The organism is Polynucleobacter sp. TSB-Sco08W16, from assembly GCF_018687455.1.
In the GTDB taxonomy this organism is placed as follows: domain Bacteria; phylum Pseudomonadota; class Gammaproteobacteria; order Burkholderiales; family Burkholderiaceae; genus Polynucleobacter.
This window is the reverse complement of sequence record NZ_CP061291.1, coordinates 243,745-256,349: the sequence shown is the minus strand read 5'-3', so window position 1 is coordinate 256,349 and position 12,605 is coordinate 243,745. Positions and strand designations below refer to the sequence as shown.

14 protein-coding genes are annotated in these 12,605 nt (G+C 41.3%); 3 read left to right on the top strand and 11 right to left on the bottom strand.

All coding sequences use genetic code 11. The annotated features are described in order from the left end of the window. Positions 1-17: 17 nt before the first annotated feature. From rfbD to FD961_RS01330, 3 genes are read right to left on the bottom strand one after another with little or no spacing between them, the layout of a single operon-like run. Positions 18-953: a dTDP-4-dehydrorhamnose reductase gene (gene rfbD, locus FD961_RS01340; RefSeq protein WP_215393784.1), complete on the bottom strand. Its 936-nt coding sequence runs from the start codon at positions 951-953 to the stop codon at positions 18-20. A gap of 13 nt (positions 954-966) precedes the next feature. Further along, positions 967-2,028 carry a dTDP-glucose 4,6-dehydratase gene (rfbB, locus tag FD961_RS01335; protein ID WP_071464608.1) on the bottom strand — a complete coding sequence of 354 codons (1,062 nt, stop codon included), beginning with the start codon at positions 2,026-2,028 and terminating at the stop codon, positions 967-969. Positions 2,029-2,060: 32 nt separating this feature from the next. Then, positions 2,061-3,002, bottom strand: coding sequence for a hypothetical protein (locus FD961_RS01330; RefSeq protein WP_071464607.1), 942 nt, complete (start codon positions 3,000-3,002; stop codon positions 2,061-2,063). A gap of 5 nt (positions 3,003-3,007) precedes the next feature. Between FD961_RS01330 and FD961_RS01325 the strand changes: the two genes are divergently transcribed. Both FD961_RS01325 and FD961_RS01320 read left to right on the top strand, forming a co-directional pair. Next, entirely contained in the window at positions 3,008-4,024 is a 1,017-nt protein-coding gene (locus tag FD961_RS01325; RefSeq protein WP_071464606.1) for a glycosyltransferase family 10 domain-containing protein, read from the top strand. Beyond that, positions 4,017-5,042: a hypothetical protein gene (locus FD961_RS01320; RefSeq protein ID WP_071464605.1), complete on the top strand. Its 1,026-nt coding sequence runs from the start codon at positions 4,017-4,019 to the stop codon at positions 5,040-5,042. Before FD961_RS01325 ends, FD961_RS01320 begins: the two co-directional genes overlap by 8 nt. 1 nt (position 5,043) lies before the next feature. Here FD961_RS01320 and FD961_RS01315 read toward each other — a convergent pair whose 3' ends face one another. Genes FD961_RS01315 through FD961_RS01305 form a run of 3 tightly spaced genes read right to left on the bottom strand, consistent with a single transcriptional unit; the run spans position 5,044 to position 8,212 of the window. After that, positions 5,044-5,952, bottom strand: a complete 909-nt coding sequence (locus FD961_RS01315; protein ID WP_215393783.1) for a glycosyltransferase — start codon at positions 5,950-5,952, stop codon at positions 5,044-5,046. Positions 5,953-5,960: 8 nt separating this feature from the next. Continuing rightward, a complete protein-coding gene (locus FD961_RS01310; RefSeq protein ID WP_251371296.1) occupies positions 5,961-6,860 on the bottom strand; it encodes a DUF6492 family protein in 900 nt (299 codons plus the stop codon). 11 nt (positions 6,861-6,871) lie between these two features. Beyond that, positions 6,872-8,212, bottom strand: coding sequence for a hypothetical protein (locus FD961_RS01305; RefSeq protein ID WP_251371295.1), 1,341 nt, complete (start codon positions 8,210-8,212; stop codon positions 6,872-6,874). Between the two features lie 86 nt (positions 8,213-8,298). Here FD961_RS01305 and FD961_RS01300 point away from each other — a divergent pair, with 86 nt between their 5' ends. After that, a complete protein-coding gene (locus FD961_RS01300) occupies positions 8,299-9,213 on the top strand; it encodes a glycosyltransferase 61 family protein (RefSeq protein WP_215393782.1) in 915 nt (304 codons plus the stop codon). Here the strand turns inward: FD961_RS01300 and FD961_RS01295 are convergent. The 5 genes from FD961_RS01295 to FD961_RS01275 form a co-directional block, all read right to left on the bottom strand. Then, positions 9,210-10,178 carry an aspartate carbamoyltransferase catalytic subunit gene (locus tag FD961_RS01295; protein ID WP_215393781.1) on the bottom strand — a complete coding sequence of 323 codons (969 nt, stop codon included), beginning with the start codon at positions 10,176-10,178 and terminating at the stop codon, positions 9,210-9,212. The two genes, FD961_RS01300 and FD961_RS01295, sit on opposite strands and share 4 nt — an antisense overlap. Beyond that, positions 10,178-10,678 (bottom strand): bifunctional pyr operon transcriptional regulator/uracil phosphoribosyltransferase PyrR, encoded by a 501-nt coding sequence (gene pyrR, locus FD961_RS01290; protein ID WP_215393780.1) that lies wholly within the window; start codon positions 10,676-10,678, stop codon positions 10,178-10,180. Before pyrR ends, FD961_RS01295 begins: the two co-directional genes overlap by 1 nt. Positions 10,679-10,710: 32 nt before the next feature. Continuing rightward, positions 10,711-11,121, bottom strand: coding sequence for a Holliday junction resolvase RuvX (ruvX, locus tag FD961_RS01285; RefSeq protein ID WP_215393779.1), 411 nt, complete (start codon positions 11,119-11,121; stop codon positions 10,711-10,713). Next, on the bottom strand, positions 11,114-11,653 hold the full coding sequence (locus FD961_RS01280) for a YqgE/AlgH family protein (protein ID WP_251371340.1): 540 nt from the start codon (positions 11,651-11,653) through the stop codon (positions 11,114-11,116). Before FD961_RS01280 ends, ruvX begins: the two co-directional genes overlap by 8 nt. Positions 11,654-11,768: 115 nt before the next feature. Continuing rightward, positions 11,769-12,578 carry a YdcF family protein gene (locus FD961_RS01275; RefSeq protein ID WP_215393777.1) on the bottom strand — a complete coding sequence of 270 codons (810 nt, stop codon included), beginning with the start codon at positions 12,576-12,578 and terminating at the stop codon, positions 11,769-11,771. Positions 12,579-12,605: the final 27 nt, after the last annotated feature.

Here is a 12,605-nt window from a genome sequence, read left to right as displayed (position 1 = left end):
ATGGGATAAAGCAAACATCAATTTACAGGTAAATTCTTGACGTAAGTGGAAACTTGCTCATCCCATGGCGTATTCCAATGGGGTAATTTTGACACAAGACCCAAGCGTTTCAGCTCAATTTGAAGCTTATCTGTGGATAACCGAGAATTCATTGGCCGTGGAGCTGGTAATGGGTATTCAGAGGCTGGTATTGGCTTAATACTGGCTGGGCTTGCCTCAAGCCTTACACCAGCATCAATAGCAGACTGGACAGCCAATTTAGCCACGCTATACCAATTGGTCTCCCCAAGCGGTACCGCATGATAAATACCCGAATTCCATTTTTTATTAGCTAGACTAAAAGCCAATTTCGTACCAAGCTCAGCCAACCACTGAGCACTTGTTGGTACACCAAGCTGATCTTCAATCACACGCAACTCTGTTCGCTCTTTTGCCAAACGAAGAATCGTACGAATAAAATTGCCGCCATCCCCGTATACCCAGCTAGTTCTCAAAATTGCGTACCGACCTTCGCCATTTACAAAAGAATTTACGATGGCGCGCTCACCCGCTTCTTTGGATTGTCCGTATACACCCAGAGGATTGGGTTGATCTAACTCCGTATACGAAGTCTGCTTTGATCCATCAAATACATAATCAGTTGAAAAATGCAGAAGCGATACACCACGCCTAGCAGCATACTGAGCCATTAATTTAGGCGCCTCAGCGTTAATGGCAAATGCTAATTCTTCTTCTGATTCAGCCTTATCTACCGCGGTATATGCGGCAGCATTAATGATCACGTCAGGGTGAGACGAGTGTAATAAGCTTCTTAGAGAATCCAGATTGCTAAGGTCACAGTCGGCACGACCCACAAAATGAATAGCATTGTCCTGACTTGCTTGGAAAGCGTGAAGTTGATCCTGAAAAGCTCGACCTAATTGTCCATCTTTTCCGAAGACCAAAATATTCATTTATTGATATTGATTAGTTTTTATATTGCTTCTCAAGCCAGTCGCGATAAGAACCCGTGACTACCCCATCAACCCAGTCTGGGTTATCCAAATACCACTGCACCGTCTTTCGAATACCCGTATTAAACGTTTCCGCAGGACGCCACCCAAGCTCTTTTTCAAGCTTACTTGCATCAATCGCATAGCGACGATCATGCCCGGGACGATCTGTTACAAAAGTAATTTGCTCGGCATAAGGCCTGCCGTCAGAGCGTGGCCGAAGCTCATCCAAAATTGTGCAAATTGTTTTTACTACATCTAGATTGGCTTTTTCATTCCAGCCACCGATGTTGTAGGTATCTCCCAATCGCCCATTTGCCAGCACTTCACGTATTGCTGAACAATGATCTCCAACGTATAACCAATCCCGAATTTGTTGACCATCACCATAAATTGGTAAAGGCTTACCATTTAAGGCATTGAGAATGACCAATGGAATCAACTTCTCAGGGAAGTGATAAGGACCATAGTTGTTTGAACAATTCGTTGTCACCACTGGGAATCCATAGGTATGAAACCAGGCACGCACTAAATGATCTGAGGCAGCTTTAGATGCTGAATAGGGGCTATTGGGCTCATAGGGATTGGTTTCACTAAAAGCAGGATCTGTTGCCGATAATGATCCATATACCTCGTCAGTAGATACATGATGAAAACGAAACGCTTCTTTTTCAGAGCTCTTCAAATTCCCCCAATACTCGCGCGCGCATTCCAATAAATTGAAGGTACCAACAATATTGGTTTGAATAAACTCTGCAGGGCCATGAATAGAGCGGTCTACATGGCTTTCAGCAGCAAAGTTGACGATGGCTCGCGGTCGGTGCTCTATCAATAGTTTTGCAACTAGCTCTTTATCGCCAATATCGCCATGCACAAAAATATGCCTGGGATCATTTTCCAAAATTTGCAAGTTGGCAAGATTACCAGCATAGGTCAACTTATCCAAATTAACCACGCCCTCAGCACTAGAAGAAGAGAGCCAATCTAAAACAAAATTGGCCCCAATAAATCCTGCCCCACCAGTTACTAAAATCATTGCTCTATCTTTATTAATTTAGCCAATTTTAACTATGGCGTTTGTAGTATTTGCAGGTATTTATTAAAGCGCTTTTTCCCAAATAAAAAGATACCCAATTTTTGCACTAATTTTAGTCCACCCTTAGGCTTAGGCAGCTGAACTTTTTCTACTGAGCCACCGGGGGTCTTATCGCAGTTAATTAAGGCAGGATTAATAAAAATACGATAGCCTTTATTTCTTAAGTCACGATGAAAAGGGATATGGTCTGCAACATCTATGCCATTAGCTTGATCATCAGTCCCTGCATATCTACCTGCTAAAAAGGCTTCACGCGTATAGATGCCTAATCCACCAAATGCTGAATCCACCTCAATAAGATCAGCCCGCGGATCAATGGGGGACTGCTTGGATCCGACGGCAATATTTTCAGCCATGTCATTTCCCAAAATATTCTCTAATTGGCGCTTTTGTTCCCAGCAATCCATTGGATTCCAATAGGGATGACTTAAACCCCAAATATCATAGTACTCACCCAACTGATTGGCTGTAATCACATCCCATGGCTCCTCCACCTCCCAGCATTGGGCAATTTTTTCCGGCGTGACCAATGAATTCATGCCATCAAGATCAGCCATTGCAATGTAATCAATATCTGCAAATTGCGGATTTGAGGCTACAGCATCAATAATAATATTTCTACACAAGGCAATGCGATCAGTGCGCCTAGGATACTTATCACTTAAGTTGCCCACACTGATATAAGAGAAGTTTTTAATGACGCCCTGTAGTTCTTCTAATTTTTTCGCGGTATTATCACTAGAATCACTTTCCACTACAAAGCAATCAATTTCTTTGAAGTTCCCAAGACTCGCAACCAAGGTTTCAACCTCATTTTGAATCGTATGCGCTACATTTCTAATAGGGCCAGCCAGCAAAATTTTGGAATCTGCAATGGCTTTGTGTTTAGAGTTTTGAAGCTTAAATAGAGTCATATCAAATGTTATTTGCCAATTACTATCAACCAGATAGGGTAAAAAATGCCTCTTTTGAGGAAATTGATAAACATCATACCTATAACCCCACTTTTACCAATAGATTACTAAGATCAGAGTTTCTAAAGCACGGGGTTGAATTAAATAATCCGGATGTTAACCAAGGCCGCGAGATCGCTTTTAGCATTTTGCATGACGGCCAAGCCTTAGATCAAATTTCTGGCAAAAAATACCTCATTGCCACCGAAAATCCCTACATTTGCCCCCCTAACCAGAACAAAACCTACCTCAGACAATTTGATGGCGTATTTACTTGGAATACCAACTTTGCTGATTTGCCGAATGTCCGCCACGTATTCATACCCAACCAAATTAGAAGCAATATCACACCATCCTTTTCCGAGAGGTCCATCTTTTCTTGCATTATTAATGCCAATAAAGCTTTTCCGAAAGGCCTTGAAAATGATCTCTATAGAGAGCGCTTAGAGGTTATTCGCTGGTATGAGAAAAATGCCCCTCAATATTTCTCACTATTCGGCCTTGGATGGGGAAAGCCTGAACCCGCATTTAATGCCTCTGAAAAAATATTGCGGCGCCTAAAGCGTTTAGCAACTCAAATATTTGGATACAAACCTTTTCCAAGTTATGCGGGAGAAGTTGTTGATAAAGAATCCATTTACCGCAAAACAAAGTTTGCCTACTGCTATGAAAATGTAGCCAATCTTCCCGACTACATTAGCGAAAAAATATTCGATTGTTTTTTTGGGGGCTGCGTACCGGTTTATTGGGGATCACACACGATTAGCAAGCATATCCCAAGATCTTGCTTCATCGACAGAAGAAATTTTAAGAATACTGAAGAAGTTCATCGCCATTTGCTTAGCATCAATGAGCTTGAATATTTAAACTATCAAAATAACATTCGTGAATTTCTTTTGAGCCCTAAGGCGATGGAATTTGATACTACTGCTTACGTAGCAACCATCATGAATCAGATTCTTAAAGACTTAAATAATGGGTAATCGATTCCTGCTGGATTACGATAACCCCGATGCGGGTATTGGCCATTCTATGGGCATCATGAATCGAGCCCTCAAGATTGCAACTCGCAACCAATTACAATTTGCCTACTCAGAAAGCCAGCTTACTAAGTCTCACAGCAATTCTTTTAAATGGAAACTCAAACAATCTCTTCGGAAACTCAGAGGAAAGCGTGGGGACGAAACACATAACATTGGGAATGATCTCAATGAAATGCTGAATCCAAAAGCATGTTTACCTAGCCGCGAAGAGATTGAAAAGAGGATTCAATATGGTGAAATTAAGCTAATTGATTTACCGGATTTTGAGATTCATATTCCCTCAAATGAGCAAAGTGACGCAGTCATTTATAAGGTAATAGATCAATTTATTCAAAGCCATCCGGAGCCCAATACTGCATTTAGGATTCGAAACAATCGTTTTGGCGATTACGAGTATGCATCAACCAAGGATTGGTTTTTGAATCTCTATTTAAAAGCAAGAGAGTCTTACCCTATTCCGCTTTTGTTCAACCGGAATAAGTTAAATATTGCCGTTCACATCAGAAGAGGCGACTTATTGCCTGGCCGTCAATTTTCAGACTTGTCATCAAGAATGCTACCGGATGCCTGGTATTTGGAGATGATTAATTTAGTAACCCAGAATACACATAAGGATTTAGCAATCCATATTTTTAGCGAGGGGAAAGAAGGTCAATATCGCTCAGAAAATGGAGCCCCCTTCTCTTGGAGGGAGCACTTCAGGGATACTTCTTATGAAGTTCATGAGTATATTGATAGTAATTTTATGAGCACCTTCCATCATTTATTAAATGCAGATGTTTTCATAGGCTCAAAAAGTGGCATGAGCCATTTAGCAGGAATGCTTGGTAAACATGTGAAGATCATGCCAAAAATGTGGCATTCCTACAGAGGCGCCGATAGATTACTTGAGGTATCAGGATTGCAATCAGAGTTAAATCAAGATCAGATTACAAAACATTTACAGCAATATCTTTAAATTAACTTGCCAAAGTTGCCCAAAGTGCCAGCAATAGACGCTCTAAGCGCGTGAAGGGTGTCCACAAACCATTTTTCCGGTACTGGAAGCGCGCATAGATTTCAGAATTAGCCTGCAGAGAAATTCCAGGAAATTGTTTATTTAAAGCACGTAGCAAACCCGCTCCAGCAGCTACCCGCTTTGGCCATGGTAGTTGGTGAGGATAAAGCTCAGGGGATATTCCCAATAATTCTAGATATTTTTTTTGCACCTCAATGGTGGTGAGCTTAAATTTATCCAGATGAATTGAGCTTGTTTGAGCTGGATATCGACGATAGGTAATAAGACGTTCTTTTAAATTCAAGAAACGATAACCTGCCGCAGCCATCTGTACCCATAGGTAATAATCTTCTGAAGTCAGAATAGAGGTGTCGTATTTAAAACGTTTAAATATTTCCGCCCTACCCATCATGGCAGAATTACAAAGTCCGCAGTAAACAGACAATAGCGAGCGTAAATCAGAGTCTCTAAATTTATCTTTTGATTTTTTTAACTGGCCAGTGGCCTCATCCAATACCCATTGCGCACTTCCACACAAATCAGACTCGCCGCTCTCCAAGCTTGCAAGCTGTTTTTCAAGGCGTGAAGGATCAGCGATATCATCTGCATCCATGAGCGCAATATATTGTCCCCGTGCCTTATCGATCATCTCATTGCGCGCTCTCACAACACCATAATTCTGATCTGAAAGAATTTTTACAATACGAGGATCACTAAAACTTTCTATCACTCGACGCGTGTTGTCTGAGGAGCCATCATCAAAAATAATTAACTCAATATTTTGATAGCTTTGATTAAGAATGCTTTTGATAGCCTCAGCTATGTATAACTCAGAGTTATAGGCGGGCATCAGCACGCTAATTAATGGCATCGCGATCATCAGATAAAACTTTGCAAGTATCGACCAAATCTTTTTACTTTTTTAAGCGCTCTAGAGTAAATCGATTTTTGGCTAGCACCGTAATCCAGACTCAAATCCCAGCTTGACTGATATATCACGCCTAAATAATGCTCTTTTATTTTGGCAGGAGTCTCACCAATTCTGCGCAGTAAAAAGTAGTGCCAATCATAGTAATAGACTCGGAAAAGCTGCTCAATTGGATGCAATGGAATGGCTTGAAAATTTAGTAAGGCCTCCAAGTAAAGCAAGGTCTCTGGATGATCTGGAGTACACAGATCCCAAAATGTCATTTCTTTTGGCTTGAGATAAGACTGTTCTAGAGATTTCCATACCTTTGTCGACCAGATAAAGGGCGGACAAGGGCAGTAGTAATTAGGCCCTTGACGACCAAACAACTGCTTTACTTGATTGCCTTCAGCAATCAGTTGCAGGGGGGCTTTAGAGAATCCACGATCAATGGCGAACTGAAAATATTCCTTATTTTGATAAATAACCGTATAAGGATTGCCGTCTGGCGCTAAAAAATCAGCCTTGAAAAAATCTTTAATAAAAATACAGTCTGAATCTAAGCAAACATAGTTTTCGCATAAACCTAGACGCCAAAATTCAGATTTAATAATTTGCTGCGTAAGACTGCCGGACTTATTTTCTTCGATACCTTTTTTTAGATTCAAATTGGCCTGAATAATCGACTCGTCTGCTACCCATTGGTAGCCTTCGCCACCAATCAACTCAATGAGCAATTCCCTATCTGCATTAGGAGTTGAAATATAAAATGGAATTTGGTCAACGTTGAATTTTGATACGGACTGCAATAGCCGCTTTAAGCGCAGAAAATCTTTGCGATAGGATTTGCAGTAAAGAACGATGTCTTTCAAGATACGGCCTTTTATTGAGCAATATGGGAAAGAATACTGCTAACCGCCTGATCAACGCCAATTGGCTGCCAAATTGGCTGTAGAAGTTGCTTTTGCCGCCAGTCTATCCAAATTTTTTCAAGGGCCATGGCAATGCCTTCTTCATCACCATCAGCGCTTAAGTACGATTTACGATCTAAAAGCATTTGATCTAGTTGCGGATTACGATGGGTGATGCCCCAAATAGGCCTACCAGACCATAAGTAATCATAGAATTTTGATGGGATGTATTCTGCACACCACTCATCATTTCCATGGAGCAAAATTAACACGTCTGCTGCTTGCATTTTTTCTGCAACGCGCTCACGTCCTGACTTTCCAGTAAGGGGATCTTTCTCTAGTCGACCATGTGCAAGCAGAACATCAGAAAAGTCATAACGATTAATAGCCTCATGAGATAGAGAATCCAGGGGGGCGCCGTAAGCATGCACGCGAAGATATTTTCTAGCCTCTGGGTATTTTTCAAAAAGCTTAACAGCCGCATTCAGAACAATGGAGAGCGATCGATCATTCGCTAAAGAACCAAAATGGCATAAATTTAAGTAGTCTCCATACCGATGTTGGGGCTCACCCTGCATCTCACCCGGAGGATTGGCACCAGGCATGATTACAAAACCAACCGCATTATTGACGGTATTTAGATTTGGATTTCTTACTTTTGCATAATGAAGGGCGCCTTCCGTAAACCACCATACATAGTCTGAGTGCTTGCAGAGCTGCCCCTCTAAATAGTGGCGAAAGCGAGCATCACGATTCTTGGGCTTCTCAAAGCCTTGATCATTAGGATTCTTACGAATAACTAGAGGATCGTGCACCTCAGATATTAATGGCAGCCCAGTTGCACGCTTTAGCCACACCCCAGCTAAATGAGCCGACCACGCACTTCCAATAGAGTAAATAACATCAACCTTACCCTTTTTAATTAAAATATAGCCACGTACAAAAGCCGGAAGAGCCCAAGACCATTGACTTGAATAACCAAGAATAAGTTTCTCAATGGCAATCAGCGGAGCCAAAAGAATGGAAACAGTTCTGGTCAGAAGCTTATAAAGGACACCGCGCCCATATTGATTTGCGACCCAGTGCCGAAAATCAAATCGAAATGCTGCCGGTCCCCACGCTAAAAATTGCTTATGTGGAAAACGATCATCTTTTATACCGGTAATAGCGCTAAAAACGATTGGCTGAACGCCAGCTTTCAAGAAATAGGGAATCTTATCGGTAATAGTCAAGCTAGCCGCCCTACCGTCCATATTGAAAGCATGGGATAGAAGAAGCCAGTTTTTCTGTTGCGCAATAGATTTAACCTTCAATCGGCACCCTCAAATCACCACTTAAAATCACGATAGTGTCTAGAATTATAGTAGGCTTCCTCTTACACATCGAATATTAAAAATGCATGTACAAAATTAAAGACTTCTTCCAAAAATTACTATTTTCACTAGCAGGAAGCGCTGACTTCATTCTTTATAAAAATCATCTTTTTTATAAAAATAAAATTTCAGTCAAAAATGATCGCATTCTCTTTTTTAAACGCTGGGGTCTTATACCTTTAAATTTAGAAACACAAAAAATGGAAGGTGAGGAATTTTATCTTTTACTAATCCCTACGGATAACCTTGCTCATTTTTTTCATGATGTTTTCTTTCCGTTCTATGTGAAATGGAGAGAAAATAGAAAACGAGTCTGCGTATCTAATAATGGAAACAAATTTCAAAGAGAGTTTCTAGAATCAGTCATTGACCCTAAGAACTTAATATTCCTTGAATATGATCAACCTTATTCTTTTTCAGATTTAATTATTTCTCCAGAAGGTAGAGATTTACGTATTTATCCAAATTTCCTAGAAATTTGCAATGAAATCAAACAGCTTTGCTTTACTAGAAACGGGTTAAATGAGTCCCGAACTAAAAATATTCTTTATGGTCGAAATGAACTGGAGCGCAAAAATCTTTTAGACATTGACATGGAATTTTTAGACCAAAATAAGATTGAGCTTGTGCATCTATCAAAACTTAACTTTGCTGAGACGATCTCCATTCTATCTAAAACAAAGAATTTTATTTACATGGTTGGAGCAGGAGTATTTTATCTCTTATTCCTTGATCGTAATGTCCATGTTCTTGAAATAAATCCTTATAAAAATAATTCCTGGGCTCAAATGTTTGGTTTAGAAGAAATATGCGATTTGAGACTTTTGATAAGTCAAAATATCAAAACATCAGATAGAGCACTGCAGGGTGATAAGTTGCTTGATAGTCACGTTTACTTTGACGAATCCGTTAAAGAAGCAATACTTCAATTGCCACTTTAATTGCCAACAACAATCGACATGACCGCCATACGCACCGCAATACCAAACGTGACTTGATTCAGAATTACGGATTGAGGACCGTCTGCCACTATAGAGTCAATCTCAACACCACGATTCATTGGGCCTGGGTGCATCACGATTGCATCGGATTTAGCAAGTGCTAGGCGTGAAGGCGTTAAACCATATTGCTTGAAGAATGAATCACCTTCGGGTACTTGACCAGCTTCCATACGCTCTTTCTGAATGCGCAAGGTCATCACCACATCGACATCTTTTAATCCTTCTTCCATGCTGTGGAAGACTTTCACGCCCAACATATCGAGATCACTCGGCAATAAGCTCTCTGGGCCAATCGCACGAATATCTTCGCAACCTAAAGTGGTCAACGCATGAATATTCGATTTAGCAACACGACTATGCACAATATCTCCAATAATCGCTACTCTTAAGCCTTTAAAATTCTGCTTAAAGTGCCGCATCGTATACATATCCAACAAACCTTGCGTTGGATGTTGATTACTGCCATCACCGGCATTCACAACGTGTACATGTGCTGGTACATGATTAGCAATTTCGATTGGCGCCCTTGAGACGCTATGACGCACCACAAAAATATCCGCCTGCATCGCGACCAAGTTATCGATAGTGTCGAGAAGGCTTTCACCCTTTGCGGTGGAAGAGGTCAAGATATCTAAGTTAATGACATCGGCCGACAAACGTTTGGCAGCAATCTCAAAAGTCGTTCTGGTACGTGTAGAATTTTCAAAGAAGAGGTTAAATACACTCTTACCACGCAATAGAGGCACTTTCTTCACTTCTCTAGAGGGATCCGTCACACTCACAAACTGTTGGGCGGTATCGAGAATATGCAGTATCTGCTCTTTAGGCAGGCCCTCTAAGGTTAAAAGGTGGGTCAGCTCTCCAGTGGCATTAAATTGATTCACTAAGTTAGCCCCAGAACCCATTATTCACGCTCCTCAAGCTGAAAACTAAATTTATTTTCTACATCTTTTTCTAAAACTAGGATTTGATTTTCAGGCACCTGAACTTGTTCGCCAACAAAGTTTGCGCAAACTGGAAGCTCCCGATTGCCGCGATCTGCAAGGACCATCAACTCGACCTGCGCAGGACGACCAAAATCAAACAACTCATTCAAAGCCGCTCGCACCGTTCTACCAGTTAGCAAGACATCATCAATCAAAATAATGTTAGCGCCATTAACTTCGTAAGGCAGATTGGTAGTCATGGTGCTTGCAGTGCGTAAAGCAGTCATGCCTTTTTCAGCATAGTCGTCACGATGAAAAGCAACATTAACCACGCCATAGTGAGGTAAACCTAAATCTTTGGCCAAGCGCTCTGCAATCCAAGCACCACCCATTGCTAAACCAGCAAGTTCAAAAGAGCCTGCCTGCGCTCTTTTGCGCAAGGCCTCAAGTAATTTTCCGTATAAGAGTTCAGCGTTCATTCGTTTACCAGTGATTCCATATTCCAATCAACCTAAGCCAGTGGTCGTTCTGCAAAATACTGCTCCAAAATCAAAGCTGCAGAATGCGCATCTAGATTGTCTCGCATCTTGGAGTCGCTCTCCAAAATAGCAGAGGTATAGCGCTCATCAACCCAAGTAACTGGCAAATTGAGCCTTCCATGCAATTGATTACCAAAACGGGTCGCTTTCACAGTCATCTCATGCTCAACCCCATCAGGGTGAACTGGACGCCCCACAATTAATTGATGAGGCTGCCACTCTTTTACAAGCTTCTGAATTTCCTGAAAAAGTACATCAATATTGGGCGCTGAAATAGTTTTTAATGCTTGCCCTACTTTGGTTACTGAATTCCCCACCGCGATACCAACGCGACGTGTTCCATAATCAAAAGCCATAACCGTGATTGCAGTCATCTCAGGCATGCCCTGTTTCACCAGAGAGATGCGACAAATCAAAGCCGAGGTGGCTCATGGTCTTTTCATAACGCTGACTTGATGGTGTATTGAAAATAATCTCCATCATTTGATCGCGCGACAAAGGCACATTCATCCAACCATTTAAAGTAATCTCTTCCTCAAGTTGGCCGGCACCCCAACCCGCATAACCCAGAGTCATCAAAAATTTTCTAGGGCCATTGCCAATAGCTACCGCCTCAAGGACATCTTTAGAGGTAGTCATAGTAAGACCCCCGGGAATAATTAACGAGGAACTATAAGAAAGATGGGGATTAGATTCATGAAGCACAAAGCCGCGCTCGATCTGAACCGGCCCTCCAAAATAGACAGGCTGCTCTAGTAAGGGTGCAATCTCCAACTTAAGTTCAATCTTGTCAAACAAATTTGCCAAGTTGACTTCGGTAGGCTTATTCACCACTAGGCCCATCGCACCCCGTTCATTGTGTTCAAACAGGTAAATAACAGAATTTGAAAAATTAGGATCTACCATTCCAGGCATAGCGATAAGAAATTGATTTGCTAGGTGATCGGCTGAATAGGAGATCAAAGACGCTGGGTCTGAATTGTGGGAGGCTTTGTTGGCCGTAGTCATATGGACTTATTTTACCGAATATCTAGATTTTTCCGGTAATCCAATAGACAAAAATACCAATTACTTCATGAAGCAATTTATTCCAATTTTGAATACCGTCCTCCAAGTCAAATGAAATCCAACTAAGGCGATGAGCCGTTTGATAATCCACGGGAACTGGAATAACAACAATGCCTTGTTTTTCAACTATCTTGACTGATCGATACATATGACTAGCAGAGGTAATCAGTAGCCAGGGCTTTAGTACCCCACTCTCATTTTTTAAGCTAATTTTCTCAATCATTGGCTTCATAAAGAGAACGTTTTCATAGGTATTGCGGGACTGATTCTCGTAATGAGCCATTTTTTCACTCAATCCCTGCTCGGCAATCAATTGCTTGAATGCATCAGCCTCAGACAATCCTTTGGGATTAATGCGACCGGAGAAACCGCTAAAAATAAAAGGGAGGTCAGGATACTTTCGAATGAGCTCAAAAGCCTTGGTTACCCTTTCGGCGGATGAGTAAATGGAAATTTCGCCACGATCTATGGCTATTTGACCAACCTCAATAGCACCACCCAAGATGATGATTCCGCCAAAATCGTTTTCAGAGAAATTTTCTAATGACGTTTTTGGAATTGCATCCTCTAGCGCCCTTAAACCTAATTCAGATGTGGGCAGCCATCCCACGATTAGCAGATCAAGTAAAGCAAGCAGTAGAAAGCGTTTGCATAAATGAGATTTTCTGAGGGAAAGGAACACTAAGCTCAGAAAAACAAAAACAACCACCCAATTTAACGGTTCTATGCAGAACTGCACCACCTTCGACAGAATAAAAAAGATCGTATCCATAATGAATTACGATCTTAACCCTTTTGG

Bases quoted from the DNA above. Each gene is read 5' to 3' on its own strand.
- rfbD (WP_215393784.1), bottom strand. From the start codon at position 953: ATGAATATTTTGGTCTTCGGAAAAGATGGACAATTAGGTCGAGCTTTT.
- rfbB (WP_071464608.1), bottom strand. From the start codon at position 2,028: ATGATTTTAGTAACTGGTGGGGCAGGATTTATTGGGGCCAATTTTGTT.
- FD961_RS01330 (WP_071464607.1), bottom strand. From the start codon at position 3,002: ATGACTCTATTTAAGCTTCAAAACTCTAAACACAAAGCCATTGCAGAT.
- FD961_RS01325 (WP_071464606.1), top strand. From the start codon at position 3,008: ATGTTATTTGCCAATTACTATCAACCAGATAGGGTAAAAAATGCCTCT.
- FD961_RS01320 (WP_071464605.1), top strand. From the start codon at position 4,017: ATGGGTAATCGATTCCTGCTGGATTACGATAACCCCGATGCGGGTATT.
- FD961_RS01315 (WP_215393783.1), bottom strand. From the start codon at position 5,952: ATGCCATTAATTAGCGTGCTGATGCCCGCCTATAACTCTGAGTTATAC.
- FD961_RS01300 (WP_215393782.1), top strand. From the start codon at position 8,299: ATGTACAAAATTAAAGACTTCTTCCAAAAATTACTATTTTCACTAGCA.
- FD961_RS01295 (WP_215393781.1), bottom strand. From the start codon at position 10,178: ATGGGTTCTGGGGCTAACTTAGTGAATCAATTTAATGCCACTGGAGAG.
- pyrR (WP_215393780.1), bottom strand. From the start codon at position 10,678: ATGAACGCTGAACTCTTATACGGAAAATTACTTGAGGCCTTGCGCAAA.
- ruvX (WP_215393779.1), bottom strand. From the start codon at position 11,121: ATGCCTGAGATGACTGCAATCACGGTTATGGCTTTTGATTATGGAACA.
- FD961_RS01280 (WP_251371340.1), bottom strand. From the start codon at position 11,653: ATGCCTGGAATGGTAGATCCTAATTTTTCAAATTCTGTTATTTACCTG.
- FD961_RS01275 (WP_215393777.1), bottom strand. From the start codon at position 12,578: ATGGATACGATCTTTTTTATTCTGTCGAAGGTGGTGCAGTTCTGCATA.